This is a genomic window from Streptomyces sp. CBMA29 (assembly GCF_014596445.1).
Lineage (GTDB): Bacteria > Actinomycetota > Actinomycetes > Streptomycetales > Streptomycetaceae > Actinacidiphila.
The window spans coordinates 1-15129 of record NZ_MECL01000236.1 but is presented as its reverse complement, the minus strand read 5'-3'; the positions used below and the strand labels follow the sequence as shown (position 1 = coordinate 15129).

18 protein-coding genes are annotated in these 15129 nt (G+C 71.5%); 14 read left to right on the top strand and 4 right to left on the bottom strand.

The window, feature by feature from the left end:
* The first annotated feature begins 65 nt into the window (after nucleotides 1-65).
* The 7 genes from BGM09_RS32805 to BGM09_RS32775 all read left to right on the top strand — a co-directional run bounded on the left by BGM09_RS32805 (nucleotide 66) and on the right by BGM09_RS32775 (nucleotide 6381).
* Nucleotides 66-1259 carry an ATP-binding protein gene (locus tag BGM09_RS32805; RefSeq protein ID WP_188285377.1) on the top strand — a complete coding sequence of 398 codons (1194 nt, stop codon included), beginning with the start codon at nucleotides 66-68 and terminating at the stop codon, nucleotides 1257-1259.
* Nucleotides 1260-1264: 5 nt separating this feature from the next.
* The gene (locus tag BGM09_RS32800) at nucleotides 1265-1672 is read left to right on the top strand and encodes a roadblock/LC7 domain-containing protein (RefSeq protein WP_188285376.1); all 408 of its coding nucleotides are present in this window, start codon (nucleotides 1265-1267) and stop codon (nucleotides 1670-1672) included.
* Complete coding sequence (locus BGM09_RS32795) at nucleotides 1669-2043, top strand: DUF742 domain-containing protein (RefSeq protein WP_188285375.1); 375 nt, start codon at nucleotides 1669-1671, stop codon at nucleotides 2041-2043. The genes BGM09_RS32800 and BGM09_RS32795 overlap by 4 nt, the downstream gene beginning before the upstream one ends.
* Nucleotides 2018-2635: a GTP-binding protein gene (locus tag BGM09_RS32790; protein ID WP_188285374.1), complete on the top strand. Its 618-nt coding sequence runs from the start codon at nucleotides 2018-2020 to the stop codon at nucleotides 2633-2635. The genes BGM09_RS32795 and BGM09_RS32790 overlap by 26 nt, the downstream gene beginning before the upstream one ends.
* 71 nt (nucleotides 2636-2706) lie before the next feature.
* Nucleotides 2707-4056 carry a cytochrome P450 gene (locus tag BGM09_RS32785; RefSeq protein WP_188285373.1) on the top strand — a complete coding sequence of 450 codons (1350 nt, stop codon included), beginning with the start codon at nucleotides 2707-2709 and terminating at the stop codon, nucleotides 4054-4056.
* A 757-nt stretch (nucleotides 4057-4813) separates the two neighbouring features.
* On the top strand, nucleotides 4814-5569 hold the full coding sequence (locus tag BGM09_RS39040; RefSeq protein WP_317452984.1) for a cytochrome P450: 756 nt from the start codon (nucleotides 4814-4816) through the stop codon (nucleotides 5567-5569).
* A gap of 47 nt (nucleotides 5570-5616) precedes the next feature.
* A complete protein-coding gene (locus tag BGM09_RS32775) occupies nucleotides 5617-6381 on the top strand; it encodes an enoyl-CoA hydratase/isomerase family protein (RefSeq protein WP_188285393.1) in 765 nt (254 codons plus the stop codon).
* Between the two features lie 18 nt (nucleotides 6382-6399).
* Here the strand turns inward: BGM09_RS32775 and murQ are convergent, their stop codons facing one another.
* Nucleotides 6400-7344: an N-acetylmuramic acid 6-phosphate etherase gene (gene murQ / locus BGM09_RS32770; protein WP_223187929.1), complete on the bottom strand. Its 945-nt coding sequence runs from the start codon at nucleotides 7342-7344 to the stop codon at nucleotides 6400-6402.
* A 40-nt stretch (nucleotides 7345-7384) separates the two neighbouring features.
* The gene (locus BGM09_RS32765) at nucleotides 7385-8353 is read right to left on the bottom strand and encodes a MurR/RpiR family transcriptional regulator (protein WP_411158392.1); all 969 of its coding nucleotides are present in this window, start codon (nucleotides 8351-8353) and stop codon (nucleotides 7385-7387) included.
* Between the two features lie 89 nt (nucleotides 8354-8442).
* Between BGM09_RS32765 and BGM09_RS32760 the strand changes: the two genes are divergently transcribed.
* On the top strand, nucleotides 8443-8796 hold the full coding sequence (locus BGM09_RS32760; RefSeq protein ID WP_188285371.1) for a hypothetical protein: 354 nt from the start codon (nucleotides 8443-8445) through the stop codon (nucleotides 8794-8796).
* Entirely contained in the window at nucleotides 8793-9059 is a 267-nt protein-coding gene (locus BGM09_RS32755; RefSeq protein ID WP_188285370.1) for a DUF4031 domain-containing protein, read from the top strand. Before BGM09_RS32760 ends, BGM09_RS32755 begins: the two co-directional genes overlap by 4 nt.
* A gap of 6 nt (nucleotides 9060-9065) precedes the next feature.
* Here BGM09_RS32755 and BGM09_RS32750 read toward each other — a convergent pair whose 3' ends face one another.
* Nucleotides 9066-9746: a hypothetical protein gene (locus BGM09_RS32750; RefSeq protein ID WP_188285369.1), complete on the bottom strand. Its 681-nt coding sequence runs from the start codon at nucleotides 9744-9746 to the stop codon at nucleotides 9066-9068.
* A 60-nt stretch (nucleotides 9747-9806) separates the two neighbouring features.
* On the opposite strand from BGM09_RS32750, the gene BGM09_RS32745 reads away from it, so the two are divergent.
* From BGM09_RS32745 to BGM09_RS32735, 3 genes are all read left to right on the top strand, one after another.
* Nucleotides 9807-10517, top strand: a complete 711-nt coding sequence (locus BGM09_RS32745) for a copper homeostasis protein CutC (RefSeq protein ID WP_188285368.1) — start codon at nucleotides 9807-9809, stop codon at nucleotides 10515-10517.
* A gap of 77 nt (nucleotides 10518-10594) precedes the next feature.
* Nucleotides 10595-11026: a helix-turn-helix transcriptional regulator gene (locus BGM09_RS32740; protein WP_188285390.1), complete on the top strand. Its 432-nt coding sequence runs from the start codon at nucleotides 10595-10597 to the stop codon at nucleotides 11024-11026.
* Between the two features lie 142 nt (nucleotides 11027-11168).
* Nucleotides 11169-11573, top strand: a complete 405-nt coding sequence (locus BGM09_RS32735) for a VOC family protein (RefSeq protein WP_188285367.1) — start codon at nucleotides 11169-11171, stop codon at nucleotides 11571-11573.
* Between the two features lie 17 nt (nucleotides 11574-11590).
* On the opposite strand, the gene BGM09_RS32730 is transcribed toward BGM09_RS32735, so the two are convergent.
* A complete protein-coding gene (locus BGM09_RS32730; RefSeq protein ID WP_317452983.1) occupies nucleotides 11591-13714 on the bottom strand; it encodes an AAA family ATPase in 2124 nt (707 codons plus the stop codon).
* 395 nt (nucleotides 13715-14109) lie between these two features.
* Between BGM09_RS32730 and BGM09_RS32725 the strand changes: the two genes are divergently transcribed.
* A complete protein-coding gene (locus tag BGM09_RS32725) occupies nucleotides 14110-14280 on the top strand; it encodes a hypothetical protein (protein ID WP_188285366.1) in 171 nt (56 codons plus the stop codon).
* A gap of 59 nt (nucleotides 14281-14339) precedes the next feature.
* Nucleotides 14340-15129, top strand: a 790-nt coding sequence (locus BGM09_RS32720; protein WP_317452982.1) for a glycosyltransferase 87 family protein, incomplete at its 3' end; no start/stop codon positions are given.

Genomic DNA, 15129 nt, shown 5'->3' with positions numbered 1-15129 from the left:
CCGCATTTTTGTTCGGATTTGAAAGAGATTCCGCAAATGGCGGCCCCTCGCCTGAAGAGAGCCTCATGACGTCCTACTTACATGATCCAGCACTTTGGGGCCTGATCGCAGGTACTCCTGTCGCCGCGACCGCGATTGCGCTCAGCCGGAAAACTAATGCGAAGCTCCGTGCCGCGCTCGCCGAGCAGTCGGCGCGCCGCGCCTCCCTCGAAGTCGGCCGCGAGCAGATCGTGGATGAGGCCAGACGCCGGGCCGAGGAGGGCACCAAGAGCGTGCTCAAGGCCGCCATGCGGACCCTTCAGGGTCTGGCGGGCGAGCAGCAGGTCGCCATCGCCAAGCTCCAGCGCGAGAACGGCGAGCACGCGGCGCTCCAGGGCCTGTTGGACGTGGACCACGGCAACGCGCAGTTCACCCGGCGCGCCCAGTCCATAGCCGTGCTCTGCGACGGCTGGCTCGGCCGCCGCAAGAACGCGGCGTCCGTCTACGACGTGGTCCGCAGCGCCAAGGGCCGCATCCGGCATTTCACGCGCGTGGAAATCCGTTCGCAGAGCAATTTCGCGGTGGTGAGCCGCGCGGTCGAACCGGTCGCGCTCGCCCTTTCCGAACTGCTCGACAACGCCACGAGTTATTCGGCCCCTGAAACGTCCATCGAAATCAATATCCAGCCCGTGCCCAAGGGCGTCTGCATCGTCGTCGACGACGCGGGTGTCGGCATGAGCGACGAAGAGAAGACGCTGGCGGGAGAACTCCTCACCGGCCAGAGCACTCCGGGTGTTTCCGGCCTCGGAAATCCGCCGCAATTCGGTTTCGCGGTGATCGGCGTACTCGCCAACCGTTACGGATTCAGCGTCTCGGTGGATTCCACCTCGCCGTACGGCGGAGTGCGCGCCGTACTGCTGCTCCCCGACGAACTCCTCACCACCACCATCGAGCCCGAGGAGACTCCCGTCGTGGGTGAAGCGTCCGAGCCGGTGGAGCAGAGCGCGCCCGAGCCGGTGGTGCCCGCCACCACCTTCGGCGGCCTGCCCAAGCGGCGGCGCTTCCGGCACCCGATCTCGATCGTGCCCACAGCCGAGGAGCGGTCCGACGACAGAGCCGGTGACAGAACCGGTGACAGAGCCGGTGACAGAGCCGAGCGGGCGCCCGAGCCGGTGCGCGACAGCCACGAAGTCGCCTCCCGCATGGGCGCGTTCCAGCGGGGCACTCAGTCCGGCCGCCGTTCCATCGGCGCGAGCAGCGAAGGGCAGGACGCCCAATGAGCCCAATGACCGGAAGAGATCTGTCGTGGATGCTCGACAGCGCCCTTGAGGTGCCCGAGGCCCGGCACGCGATCCTGGTGTCGGCCGACGGCCTGCTGATGGCCCGCTCCAACGAGGTCGGCAGGGACCACGCCGACACCGTCGCGGCGGCGATGAGCGGCATGCAGTCGCTGAGCCGTACGGTGTCCGACTTCGTCGGCGGCGACGACGCCCGCCAGGAGTGGCGGCAGACCCTGGTGGAGTTCGACCACGGCTGGGTCTTCCTCATCTCGGCAGGTGAAGGGGCCTATCTCGCGGTCTCCGCGTCCCCGGACGCGGACCTCGCGGAGATCACCTTCCGGATGCAGCAGCTCGTCGGCCAGCTCGGCAAGGTGCTGACCACACCTCCTCGCGAGAACGCTGACGTCAATTGACGGGCGAACCGGAGCTGGAGTTAGAAGCCACTGAATTAGTACGTCCGTATGTGATCACCAACGGCCGCGAGCTTCCGGTCGACGGCGGCTTCACGATGATCACACTGGTCGCCGTATCCGAGAACGCGCCCCGGACAAGGGTCCTTGATCCCGAGAAGCTGCGGGTGATGGAACTGTGCTCCGGCGGTTATCTCGCGGTCGCGGAGATCGCCGCGCACACCGGGCTGCCGATGGGCGTGGTCAAGATCCTTCTGTCGGATCTGGTGGAGGAGGGGTATCTGCTCGCGCGGGCACCCGTTCCCCGCGCGCAGTTGGTCGAGAGGGAACTGCTGGAGGAGGTGCTGCATGGGCTCCGGGCTCGCTTCGGATAGGGACAGTGCTCCCCAGACGCCGCGCGACAACGTCTATCTGCCCAGTTCGGTACGGACGGTCGCCAAGATCCTCGTGGTCGGGCACTTCGCCGTGGGCAAGACGACGTTCATCGGCACCATGTCGGAGATCCCGCCGCTGCGCACCGAGGAAGTGATGACGCAGGCCAGCGCGGACATCGACGACCTCAGGGGCGCGCCCAACAAGACCACCACCACGGTCGCGATGGACTTCGGCCGGCTGACCCTCAGCGACGAACTGGTGCTGTACATGTTCGGTACGCCGGGCCAGCAGCGGTTCGTGCGGCTGTGGGAGGACCTCTCGCGCGGCGCGCTCGGCGCGCTCGTGCTGGTCGACCCGCAGCGGCTCCAGGAGTCCTTCCCCGTGATGGACCTCGTGGAGCGGCACGGTCTGCCGTACGCCATCGCCGTGAACCGCTTCGACAGTGCGCCCCCGCACTCGCTCGAAGAGGTGCGCGAGGCGCTGGATCTGCTTCCCGAGACCCCCGTGGTCTCGTGCGACGCACGCGACGAGCGGTCATCGGCGGGCTCACTGATCGCTCTGGTGGAGTATTTGCAATCTCGCCTCAACTAGTGCCCTCCCGGCACTCGTAGGGCACCGCAGGCAGTTCAGGCAGCTCAGGTATTTCAACGAGGAGCACAGGCATGCAGACCCCTCCGGACTTCCAGGCCCCGCCGCCCGGCTGCCCCGCGCACGACAGCGGCCAGAGCGTGCCGCTGTACGGCCCGGAGTTCGCCGCCGCTCCGGAGGCGTTCTACTCCTACATGCGGCAGTTCGGCCCGAGCGCTCCGGTGGAGCTGGCGCCGGGCGTGGAGGCCGAACTCGTCACGGACTACACCGAGGCGCTGCGGGTCCTCCAGAACCCGGGCGTCTTCGCCCGCGACTCGCGCCGCTGGCGCGCGATGAACGAGGGTCAGATACCGGCGGACAGCCCGGTGATGGGGATGATGGCCTACCGGCCGAATCTGCTGTTCTCCGACGGCGCCGAGCACATGCGGCTGCGGCAGGCGGCGACCGACAGCCTGGCCATGGTCGACTCGCACCGGCTGAGCCGGCACGTCGACCAGGTCGCCTCGTATCTGATCAGCCAGTTCAGCGCCAAGGGGCGGGCCGACCTGGTCGCCGACTACGCGCAGCAGGTGCCGCTGCTGGTCTTCAACGACCTGTTCGGCTGCACCGAGGACATCGGCAACCGGCTGGTGTTCGGGATCTCCGGCATCTTCGACGGCATCGATGTCGAGAAGTCGCTGGAGGTGCTGACCGGGGCGCTGGTCGAACTGGTCGAGCTGAAGCGGACCACGCCGGGCGAGGACATCACCTCCTGGATGATGCAGCACCGCTCCGCGCTGACCACCGAGGAGATGATCCACCAGCTCTTCCCGATGATCGCCGCGGGTACCGAGCCGGTGCAGAACATGATCTCCAGCGCGCTGCGGCTGCTGCTGTCCGACGACAAGTACGCCGACAGCCAGCACATGGCGGGCCTGCTGGTCGAGGACGCGCTCAACGACGTGCTGTGGAACTACCCGCCGATGGCCAACTACGGCGTGCACTACCCGGTGCACGACGTGGACCTCGCCGGGATCACGCTGCGGGCGGGCGACCCCGTGGTGATCAGTTACGCGGCGGCCAACACCGACCCGAGCCTGGGCGGCGGCGGCCAGACGATGAGCAAGCGGGCGCACCTGGGCTGGGGCGCGGGTCCGCATGTCTGCCCGGCCAAGGACCCGGCCACGCTGATCTCGCTGCGGGCCATCGAGAAGCTACTCAACACGCTGCCGGACATCGACCTGGCGGTGCCGGTGGAGAGCCTGACCTGGCGTCCGGGCCCCTTCCACCGCGCGCTCACCTCGCTGCCCGCCCGGTTCACCCCGGCGCGGCAGCCGGTCCGCGCGCAGGAGAACCAGGCGGCCCCGACCCCGGCCGAGCACGCGCAGGGCAAGCCGAAGGCGGCCAGCCGCTGGAGCTCGTTCCTCAACTGGCTCAAGGCGTAAGGCGTAAATCGCGCCGGCGCACAAGTCGAAAACCGGCCGACCGTGGCTTTACGGTCGGCCGGTTTCGATAATGAACGCACCTGACCGGAAATCATCGCTGACGGTGTGACGCTTGACACAATTACGAGCAGTGTCCGATCGGATACGCATCTCATGCCCGGGGTATGCACGACAGGTCAATCCGGCCTGGCATTGAGGACCAAGGAGAATTGCCGCCATGGTCACACCGTATTCGGTCGCCCCCACCGACCGGCGAAGAGTTGTATCACTTTTTTCCCGACTCCGTAAGCCCGGCGGACAGGAAAGTCCGCTGCCTCTTTACGACGAGCTTCGCTCGATGGGGGATGTCGTCCCGGCGCCCTGGGGTGGCCACCTGATCACGTCGTTCGGCCTCAGCGACCAGGTGCTGAGGGACCGGGCCTGGCGTGTGACCGACAACGAATGGGCCGCCAGGCAAGGCCAGGGAACGCGCTGGAGCGCGCCTTCCTCACGGCAGATCGGCCAGACTCTGGTCCGGCTCAATCCACCGCATCACACAATGATGCGCCGCTCGGTCGGAAATATGTTCGACCGGAGGGCGCTCGGTGACATTCGGATATCGGTGGAAAAGACAACGGATCGTCTGGTCGGCCGGCTCGCGGAACACCTGCGTGACGGAGTGGCTGATTTTGTGTCACTGGTGAGCGAGGAGCTGCCGGTGCGCACGATAGGGGAGTGGATGGGTTTGCCTCCCGCTGACTTCCCTCTTTTGCGGGACTTGACCCACGCCCAGGTGTTCACCCAGGAGCTGCTGCCCACCCCGAGCCAGCTCGCGATCTCCGACGAAGCCACCGTGACACTGCACCAGTACTTCGCCGCGCTGGTGCGCGAAAGGCGCAGGTCGCCGGGGGACGACCCGGTCTCGCAGTGGCTGCGCACCTGGGACGAACTGGAGCCTGACCGTGACCGCGCAGACGAGGCCGTCTACTACCTCGCGCTCCTGGTGGTGCTCGCCGCCCTGGAGACCACCTCCAACCTGCTGTCCACCATGGCGTGGCTGATCGCCGAGCACCCCCGCCAGATGGGCTGGCTGCGCGCCCACCCGCAGGACATCCCCGGCGCGGTCGAGGAGGTGCTGCGCTACGACCCGCCGATACACGTCGTGACGCGGGTCGCGGGCGACGACATGACGCTCGCGGGCATCGACGTGCCCAAGGACGAGACCGTCCACCTGATGCTCGCCGCCGCCAACCACGACCCCGCGCAGTACGCCGACCCGCACATCTTCGACATCCGCCGCAAGGTCGGCCACCTCAGCTTCGGCGGCGGCATCCACTACTGCGTCGGCGCCCCGCTGGCCAGGATGGAGGCCACCGCGCTGCTGACCGCGCTGCTCAGGAAGCTGCCGGGACTGAGCGTCCACCGCGACCCCCAGTGGGCGCCGAGGGTCGCCTTCCGGCGGATGACGACACTGACGGTGTCCGACTCCGCGTCCGCCCGCGTACCCGAACAGGCGGGCCCCAGAGACCTGTAGGCCGTACACGGCACGACCGTCCGAGAGAACCGGTGGCGAACGACAGCATGATGAACTACTTCAAGGTCCTGCGCGTCAGCCAGGAAGGAGCGCTGCTGCGCGTACGGCTGAACACCCCGGAGACCGGGAACGCCGTCACCGGCCCGGTCCTGGAGGAACTGCTGGCCGTGCTGCGCTCGGTGCAGGACCACCCCGGCATACGGGTGCTCGAACTCTCCGGCGCCGGCGAGCACTTCTGCCTCGGCGGCGACCGCGCGGAATTCGCCGAGTCGCTGGCCGCCGACCCCACGGGGTCCGGCCTGCGCACCATGGGCAACAAGGCGCGGCAGGTGTGCGAGGCGCTCGCCACGCTCGGCGCCGTCACCGTCGCGCGGGTGCACGGCGACGTGATCGGCGCGGGCGTGGCGCTCGCGATGTTCTGCGACCTGCGGGTCGGCGCCGACACCAGCCGGTTCCGGCTGCCCGAGCTGGCGTTGGGCCTGCCGCCCGCCTGGGGCGGCATCCTGCCCCGGCTGCTCAACGAGGTGGGCGCCGCCCGTATCCGCGAACTCGTCCTCACCGGCGAGGCGTTCGGCGCGGCCAGGGCCGTCGAGCTGTCCGTCCTCCACAAGGCCGTGCCCGAGGCCGAGTTGGACGCCGCCGTCGACCAGTGGGCGCGGCCGATGCTCCGCCGCTCCCCGGCCGCGCTGCGCGCCGCCAAGACGATGCTCAACGCGTACGGCGGCGCCCACCGTCTGGCGGACGCCACCCTCTTCGACGGCGAATGGCTGGCTTCGGTGCTGATGGCGGCCGAGTCCGCCAAGCGTCAGTGAACTCCCGCTCCCGCGCGGCTACTTCGGCGCGGCCTCCAGCGCCTGCCGCAGGTGGCCGCCCGACTCCGTCAGCAGCCGGGCCGCCGTGGCCGCGTCCACATGGGCGAGCAGCGTCAAGATGGCGTGCTTGACCTCGCCGTCGGTGGCGGTCAGCGCGTCCTCGATCGCCTCCTCGTCCGCGCCGGTGGCCAGCGCGACGATCCGCCGCGAGCGCGCCCGCAGCTTCTCGTTGGAGGCCCGCACGTCGACCATGAGGTTCCCGTACGTCTTGCCGAGCCGGATCATCGTGATGGTCGAGAGCATGTTGAGCACGAGCTTCTGCGCGGTGCCGGACTTCAACCGGGTGGAACCGGCGATCAGTTCGGGCCCGACGACGACCTCGATGCCGTGGTCGGCCGCCGCCGCGAGCGGCGAGTCCGCGTTGCAGGACAGGCCCACGGTGAGCGCCCCCGCGGCGCGCGCGTACTCCACCGCGCCGACCGCGTAGGGAGTGCGCCCGGAGGCGGAGACGCCGACGACGCTGTCGGCCGGGGTCAGTCCGAGCGCGGCGAGGTCGGCGGCGGCCAGCTCCTTGCTGTCCTCCGCGCCCTCGATGGAGGTGATCATCGCGGACGGGCCGCCCGCGATCAGTCCGAGCACCTCGCGTCCCGGCGTGGTGTTGAAGGTCGGCGGGCACTCGCTCGCGTCGAGCACGCCGAGCCTGCCCGCCGTACCGGCGCCCGCGTAGATCAGCCGTCCGCCGCGTTCCATCCGGGCGGCGATCCCGTCGATGGCGGCGGCGATCACGGGCAACTGCCCGGCGACCGCGGCCGGAACGGTGGCGTCCTCACCGTTCATGGTCCGCGCGATCTCCAGGGTGGGCATCCGGTCGATCTCGGCGAGCTCGGGCCGGAACGCCTCGGTGGTGAGGGTCTCCAGCTCGCGGCGCAGCTCGGTGTAGTGCGACATATGCGGCTCGTTCATCCTTCTGCTGTGGGGGTCGTGGAGTGGTACGGACCGGCCGTCAGGCGCGGCCCGAACGGGGACTGTGCCGGTGCGCGAGCGCTTCGTACGAGGCGGACAGCGCCGGGGCCGCGGTCTCGTAGGTGCGCTGCGCGACGCCGATGAACAGACAGTCGACGACGAGGAGCTGGCTCGTACGACTGGACATCGCGGCGGGCCGCAGCTCGCTCTCGCGGGAGGTGGACGTGGTCAGGACCAGATCGGCGTACTGCGTGACCGCGCCGTCCGCCCGGCCGGTGATGGCGATGGTCGTCGCCCCCCGGTCGAACGCGGCCCGCAGCGGCTCGATGACGTCGTGCGTACTGCCCGAGTGCGTGATGGCCAGCGCCACATCGCCCGGCTTGAGCTGGACGGCGTTGGTGACCGCCAGGTGCGGGTCGGCGTGCGCGTGCGCGATCAGGCCGATCCGCAGCAGCTTCTGCGCCAGGTCCTGGCCGACCAGCGCGGACGCGGCTATCCCGTAGACGTCGGTCCGCCGGGCGGCGGCCAACGCGGCGACGGCGGCCTCCAGTTGGCCCATGTCGAGCTGGGCGGCGGTGTCGGCGAGGGTCTGCTGCTCCTCCATGGCCAGCTTGGTGACCACGTCGGCGAGCGGGTCGTCGACGGCGATGTCGGCGGTGACGGCGGGCGGCGCTCCGGTGGCCTGCTGGGCGGCGAGCGCGGCCAGCGCCAGCCGCAGGTCGCGGTAGCCGGGGTAGCCCAGCAGCCGGGCGGTGCGGACGACGGTCGCCTCGCTGGTGCCGGTATGCACCGCGAGCGCCGTGACGGTCAGATGGGCGCAGCCCGCCGGATCGCCCGCGACGGCTTCGGCGACCCGGTGCATGGACCGGGTCATCGACGGCGCGAGGGTGCGGACCTTGGCGGCGAGGGCCCCCGGATCGGGGGGCGTGACGGGGAGGACGGGCGCGCCGGACACGCCGCGGAGGGCGCGGACGCTCGGGGAGAAAGTTTCCTTCACGCTATAGGTCACCTTCTGAAAGGTATTTTCAGAGACGGCCGTACGTCAAGGCACCCGACGATCACGGCGTCCGCGTCCGCCGGGCTTGCGACAATGGAGGGATGGAAGGTGAAACCGTGCTGCATGGTGCCCGCGCTCTCGTGCTGTCCGACCTCAGCGCCCGCGGTGTCGCGGAGGCCGACATCGTCTCGCTGGTCGAGGACGCTGTCAGCAAGCGCCGCTGGTGGCTGGAGCAGTGGCCGGACGGCGCGGAGTACATCCCCGGGCTGCTCGCCCAGGACGTCCAGGACGCCCTGCTCGAACACTACGGCCGCTGGCCGCTGTGCCCGGACTGCGACGACCCGCACGCCCTGGCCGTCGAGCCCGAACTCGGCCCCGACCCGCACTGGGTCTGCGAGGCCCGCGGCGCCGTCGTCGCCCCCGTCGGCGCCCTGGCCCCCGTGGACCGCGGATGACCCTCTACATCGACCCGCCGACCTGGCCGGGCCACGGCCGCCAGTGGTCTCACCTGGTCAGCGACGTCTCCTACGCCGAACTGCACGCCTTCGCCGCCCGGCTCGGCGCCCCGTCCCGCGCCTTCGAACGCGACCACTACGACATCCCCTCCGAGAGTTACGCCGCCGCGGTCGCCCTGGGCGCGATCGAGACCGGCAGCAAGGAGATCGTCCGGCTGCTGACGGCGGCGGGCCTGCGGCAGCGCAAATACGTCAGGCCCTGAGCGCGGTCAGGCCGTGAGCAGTTCCAGCTCCGTCGTCAGATTGCGGCGGGCCGTGCGTTCCCACTGGTCCTTGCCGTAAGAGGTGCGGAACAGGGCGGGGAGGGCGAGGAGTTGGCGCAGGACGGCGGCGCGGCCGGTGCGGAAGGCGTCGTCGGGGACGAAGGCGTACTCGGAGCGGACGGCGGCGGCGTAGGCCGCGTAGGCGGCGGGGTCGCCGGCCAGGACGGCGAGGTCGGCGTCGCAGAGGACCTCGCCGTCGTGGTCGCCCTCGGCCGGGTCGTGGGTGACCGTCAGGCGCACCAGGCGGGCCACCTCGGCGGTGCGGTCGGCGGCCACGCCCGCCTCGGGCAGCGCGCGTTCGGCGAGGTGGGCGCTGCGCTCCTCGTTCTCCGAGCGGTCGGGGCGGTAGACCGCGTCGTGGAACCAGGCGGCGAGGGCCACCGCGTCCGGATCGACGGCGTACGCGGTCAGTTCGGTGGCGTGGTCCAGGACCGCCTGGAGATGGTCCAGCGTGTGGTAACGCCGCTGCGGTTCGGCCCAGCGGCCGAGCAGATCGGCGCCGTACGGTGCGGGATCGGGGGCGGGCGCGTCGTCCGCTGTCGGCTCCTGGCAGCGGCGCAGCAGGTCGCACCACTCCGCGAGCAGGGCGTCGTAGCGGGGGTGGGGGGCGGCGGGCGTCAAAGGCATGCCGGTAATTGTGCGCTACACGTCTCGCGCGGGAGTGACGCATGTGGCACCCTTGCTCATATGTCTAGACCAATCTTCGAGGTGATCGCCCTCGGCGCGGACGATGCCGTAGCGGCCCGGGACGGCGGCGCGGACCGCCTCGAACTGGTCACCGACATGGCCGCGGACGGACTCACCCCCTCACGCGCCACCTTCGCGGCGATCAGGGCGGCCGTCGACATCCCGCTGCGCGTGATGCTGCGGCTGTCCGACGGATTCAGCGCGGGTGACGCGCGCGACCTCGACGCCCTGTGCGCCGCCGCGCAGTCCCTGCGGTCCGAGGGGGCCGACGAGTTCGTCCTCGGCTTCCTCGACGGCGGCGGGCGCGCCGACCTCGACGCCGTGCACGCGCTCGTCGACGTCATCGACGGCTGCCGCTGGACCTTCCACCGGGCGATCGACCGCGCCGCCGACCGCGACGCGCTCCGCCTCCAGCTCGCCGGGCTCCCCGGCCTCGACACCTACCTCACCGCGGGCGCCGCGGACGGCGTGACCGCCGGGCTCTCCGTGCTCTGCGACGAGGCCGCGCGCACCGGCGAGCCGGGGTACGAGCCCCGACTCCTCGTCGGCGGCGGACTGCTCCTCGACCACGTGCCGCACCTGCGCGGCGCCGGGCTCGACGGCTTCCACGTCGGCGGCGCCGTGCGCCCCGCGGGCTGGGCCTCCCCGGTCGACGTCCGCGCCGTCGCCCGCTGGCGCACCGCCCTGGACACCCCGGTCGCGGTCTCCTGAGGCGCGGCCGTCCCGCCGGGCCGGGGCGAGTGACGGCAGTTGTCGGACCCCCGCGCCACAATGGAGCCATGAGCGTCATGGACCTGGACGAGCTGCGGCTCCTTCGGCGTGCCCGCGACCGGATGGACCGCGAGTACGCCCAGCCGCTCGACGTCCCCGCCCTGGCCCGCACCGCGCTGATGTCCACCGGCCACTTCAGCCGCCAATTCCGCGCGGCCTACGGCGAGACGCCCTACTCCTACCTCATGACCCGCCGCATCGAGCGCGCCACAGCACTCCTGCGGCGCGGCGACACAAGCGTCACCGACGCCTGCTTCGCCGTCGGCTGCACCAGCCTCGGCTCCTTCTCCGCCCGCTTCACCCAGATCGTCGGCGAGACCCCCAGCGCCTACCGCGCCCGCGACCACAGCGACTTGGAGGTCGTCCCCGGCTGCCAGGTAATGCTGGTCACCCGCCCCCGCAAAACGGGCGGCTCGGCGGCCGGTGCCGATACCGCTACGCGGCCGTAGGGGGCAGGTGTCCCCGGTGCCGCCCACGCGCGCGGTGCCGGACCACGTATACGTCGCCGCCGGGGCGCGCCCGGTCTCCCGGGAACGCTGGGGCGCGCCCGGTCTCCGGGGAATCCGCCGGACAGGCCCTAGCATCGGCCGTATGACCGTTTCCATCAGTGCCGTGCACGTCTTCGTCGACGACCCCGACGCCGCCCTCGTCTTCTACCGGGACACGCTCGGCCTCACCGTGCGCAATGAGGTGGAGCACGACGGGTTCCGGTGGATCACGCTGACGACGAAGAGCCAGCCGGAGATCCAGATCGTGCTGTCCCAGCCGCACGCGGGGCGGTCGAAGGAGGACGGGGACACGCTGGCGGCGCTGCTGGCCAAGGGCGAGCTGCGGCCGCTGCACTTCCGCAGCGACGACCTCGACGCGACGTTCGAGGCCGTCGCGGGGGCGGCGGGGGCCGAGGTGCTCCAGGAGCCCGCCAGCCAGCCGTGGGGAGTACGGGACGGCGCCGTACGTGATCCGGCGGGCAACTTCTTCCGCATCGAGCAGGCGTAGCGCGGAGCCGGACGGAGCTAGGCCGAGGTCAGGGCCTCGGGGAGCGGCGCGGTGTGCAGCACCGTGAGGCCGGAGACGGCGCGGGTGAGACAGACGTACAGGCGCCGCAGACCGGTGCGGACGTCGGGCTCGGCGGCCACGATGCCCGAGGGCTCGTCGAGCACGACGTAGTCGTACTCCAGGCCCTTGGCCAGGGACGCGGGCACCAGCGTGACGCGGGCCTCGGCGGAGGTCTCCTCACCGGGGGAGACGTACCGGATTCCGGCGGCGTCAAGTGCCGTGGCCAGTACGGGAATCCGCGGGTCGGCGGCGATCAGGCCGACGGACCCCTCGTGCCGGAGCGCCGCGTCGCAGGCCGCGAGCACGGCCGCGTCCAACGCGTCGGCGGCGACGGCCCGTACCGACATCGTGCCGGCCGCCTCACGGACGGACGTGGCGGGCGCGAGGCCCGGCGCGATCTGCGGCAGCAGCCGCGTGGCGTACGCGATCACCTCGCGCGGCACACGGAAACCGGCCGTCAACTCCTCGACGCGGGCGTCCGGTTTGCCGAGATGGCCCAGCGCCTCGGCCCACGAGCCGGTGGCCCAGGGCGTGGTGCCCTGCGCGAGGTCGCCGAGCACGGTCGCGGACCCGGTCGAGCAGCGCCGCCCCACCGCGCGGTACTGCATCGGCGACAGGTCCTGCGCCTCGTCCAGCACCACATGCCCGAGCGACGACGTCCGCTGCACGAGGTCGTACGCCTCGTCGATCAACACCGCGTCGGCGGCTGACCACTTGGCCGACGCCAGCCCGCGCGCGGGCTTCGCCCACAGGATCGTCTTCTGCTCCTCCGCGTCCAGCACCCCGTCCGCCGCCTCGGCCAGGAACTCCGGGTCCGACAGCAGCCGCAGCACCGTCTTGGCCGGATCGACCGCGGGCCAGCAGGCTTTGACGGCCGCCTTCACGGCGGGAGTCCGCGCCACCGCGTCCTGTACGCGGTCGTCCGGCGCCTCGCCGGAGCGCTCCATCTGTACGAGGACGACGTGCGCGATCCGCTGCGGCAGCGCGTCGTGCGCGGCGCCGTACCGGATGTCGCGGGCCGCCAACTCCTTGACGATCTCCTCTAGTTCGTACGCCGGGACCCGCCAGCGCCGCGAGCCGCGCACCACCATCACCGGCTCGGCGGGCATCCGGATGCCGGACCGCACCGCCCGTCGCAGCACCTCCGCCATCCGCGCGTCGCCCTTGACCGTGGCCGCCGCCGCCGAGTCGGCGCCGCGCACCTCGACACGGGCCACCAGGTCGTCCACGGTGGCCTGCTTGACCTGCAACTCGCCCAGCGCGGGCAGCACTTGCTCGATGTACTGGAGGAAGGACCGGTTCGGCCCGATCACCAGCGTGCCGGTCCGCGCCAGCCGCTCGCGGTGCGCGTACAGCAGATACGCGACCCGGTGCAGGCCGACGGCGGTCTTTCCGGTGCCGGGCGCGCCCTGCACACAGACGCTGCCGGTGATGTCGGCGCGGACGATCTCGTCCTGCTCGGGCTGGATGGTGGCGACGATGTCGCGCATGGGGCCGACGCGGGGCCGTTCGATCTCGCTCTGGAGCAGCTTGCTCGACGTGCCGGAACCGTCCGCCGGGTCCGCGCCCTCCGGCGGGTCGGTCAGGTACTCGTCCTCGTACGCGGTCAGGTCCCCGCCGGTGTAGCCGAACCTGCGGCGCAGCCGTACGTCCATCGGCGTGCGGCGCGACGCCTGGTAGAAGGGCTGCGAGACCGGCGCGCGCCAGTCGATCACCATCGGGTCGCCGTCCGCGTCGTGCACATGGCGGCGGCCGATATAGAACTGCTCGCCGGCTGCGCCCTCGGCCAGGTCCGTGCCGGGCGCGTGCAGATAGTCGAGGCGGCCGAAGAAGAGCGGGGTGTCGGCGAGGTCGGAGAGCGCCTTGATGCGGTCGTCCATCTCGGCGGCGAGGATCTTGGCGTTGACCCAGTTGCCCGTCACGTCTGTGATGTCGAGCGACTCGACGTCGTGCCGCATGGCGCGCAGCGCGGTACGGGACGAGGCGAGGTGGGAGCGTTCCCTGCCGAGCGGGTCGGGGGAGTGGTCGGTGCGGTCCTGCGGGCTGGGGCTGCTGCCCTGGGTCGGGACGTGCGAGGGCACGGCTTTGCCTCCGGCTGATACGAGTGCGTACGCGAGGGGGTCGTCGGCGAGGCGACGAGCCGACCGGTTTCCGTCCGGCCGGCGGCGCTCCCGTGGGGAGGCGGCAAGACCGGCGATCATACGCGTCCGCGCGGGGAGCCGCGAATGAATTTCAGGTGCGGCCGGAGCGGCGGGGCGCGGCGGGGTGCGGCGGGGTGCGGCCGGTGGGACGGGGCGCGGCGGGGCGCGGCGGCGCAAGGGATCGGGGGTCCGGGGCCGCCGCAGGTCGTAGGGCCTCAGGGGTGACCCTGATACCCGGGTCAGGGTCCGGTGTCAGACCAGAGTCGGACACGGAGCGTGAGAGTTACGCCCTGAGCCCGACGTAGGCCGTATGCCTGATTTCGTACGGTGGATTCATGACCACCACCACCGTTACCCCAGGTCCCACCGTCCACGGCGGCACCGCTCTCGGTGCCCGCCCCGATCACCCCCGTCACCTGCTGGGAAGCACGCTGCGCGCGGTCCGTGTCTTCGCCGTCACGGCTGTCGAAGTGGTGCTGCTGGGCAACGAGGGCAAGCGCTACTGAGCGGCGGCCCCGCGCCGCGTTGACGATCACCGGCGGGCAGGTCCACTACTGTCGCCGCGGTGACCGCTCCCGCGCTCGGCCCGGCGCGTCCCGCCGACCGTCCCGCCGACCCCCGCCGTCCCCGTAGCGCCCGCTTTTCCGGCGCCACCGCGCTGGCGCTCGCCGCGCTCGCGCTCTCCCTCGCCCTCTTCGCGGCCTGGTGGCTCCGCCGCCCGGTCCCGATGGCCGACCTTCAGGTCTACCGCGCCGAAGGCGCCGCCGTCCTCGGCGGCCGGGACCTCTACGGATTCCGCGTCACGCGCTGGCGGCTGCCCGCCACGTACCCGCCCTTCGCGGCCCTGCTCTTCACCCCGGTCGCCCGGCTCCCGCTGTCCGCCGCCCGCGCGGCCTGCGTCGCCGCCAATCTGGCCCTGCTGGCCGCGCTCGTCCACCTCTCCCTGCGCCTGGCCGCGAGCGCCAGGACCGCCACCACCACCATCACCGCCGCCGCCGACGCCGTACGGTCCCGGCGGTACGCGGCGCCCGTCCTGCTCGGCACCGCGGGCGCGCTCTGGCTCGAACCCGTCTTCCAGACGGTGATCTTCGGGCAGATCAACCTCGCCGTCGCCGTCCTCGTCCTGTGGGACCTCACCCGTCCCGAGGGCGCGCGCGGCAAGGGATTCGCGCTGGGTCTCGCGGCGGGCGTCAAGATCACGCCCGCGCTGCTGGCCGTGCACCTCGCGCTCACCGGCCGCCGCCGGGAGGCGGCCCGCGCCGCCGCCGGATTCGCCGCGAGCGCGGCGCTCGGGCTCGCCGTCCTGCCCGGCGCCTCGCTGGACTTCTGGACCGCCCGGCTCTACGAGACCGACC

Bases quoted from the DNA above. Each gene is read 5' to 3' on its own strand.
- BGM09_RS32805 (WP_188285377.1), top strand. From the start codon at position 66: ATGACGTCCTACTTACATGATCCAGCACTTTGGGGCCTGATCGCAGGT.
- BGM09_RS32800 (WP_188285376.1), top strand. From the start codon at position 1,265: ATGACCGGAAGAGATCTGTCGTGGATGCTCGACAGCGCCCTTGAGGTG.
- BGM09_RS32790 (WP_188285374.1), top strand. From the start codon at position 2,018: ATGGGCTCCGGGCTCGCTTCGGATAGGGACAGTGCTCCCCAGACGCCG.
- BGM09_RS32785 (WP_188285373.1), top strand. From the start codon at position 2,707: ATGCAGACCCCTCCGGACTTCCAGGCCCCGCCGCCCGGCTGCCCCGCG.
- BGM09_RS32775 (WP_188285393.1), top strand. From the start codon at position 5,617: ATGATGAACTACTTCAAGGTCCTGCGCGTCAGCCAGGAAGGAGCGCTG.
- murQ (WP_223187929.1), bottom strand. From the start codon at position 7,344: ATGAACGAGCCGCATATGTCGCACTACACCGAGCTGCGCCGCGAGCTG.
- BGM09_RS32760 (WP_188285371.1), top strand. From the start codon at position 8,443: ATGGAAGGTGAAACCGTGCTGCATGGTGCCCGCGCTCTCGTGCTGTCC.
- BGM09_RS32755 (WP_188285370.1), top strand. From the start codon at position 8,793: ATGACCCTCTACATCGACCCGCCGACCTGGCCGGGCCACGGCCGCCAG.
- BGM09_RS32750 (WP_188285369.1), bottom strand. From the start codon at position 9,746: ATGCCTTTGACGCCCGCCGCCCCCCACCCCCGCTACGACGCCCTGCTC.
- BGM09_RS32745 (WP_188285368.1), top strand. From the start codon at position 9,807: ATGTCTAGACCAATCTTCGAGGTGATCGCCCTCGGCGCGGACGATGCC.
- BGM09_RS32740 (WP_188285390.1), top strand. From the start codon at position 10,595: ATGGACCTGGACGAGCTGCGGCTCCTTCGGCGTGCCCGCGACCGGATG.
- BGM09_RS32735 (WP_188285367.1), top strand. From the start codon at position 11,169: ATGACCGTTTCCATCAGTGCCGTGCACGTCTTCGTCGACGACCCCGAC.
- BGM09_RS32725 (WP_188285366.1), top strand. From the start codon at position 14,110: ATGACCACCACCACCGTTACCCCAGGTCCCACCGTCCACGGCGGCACC.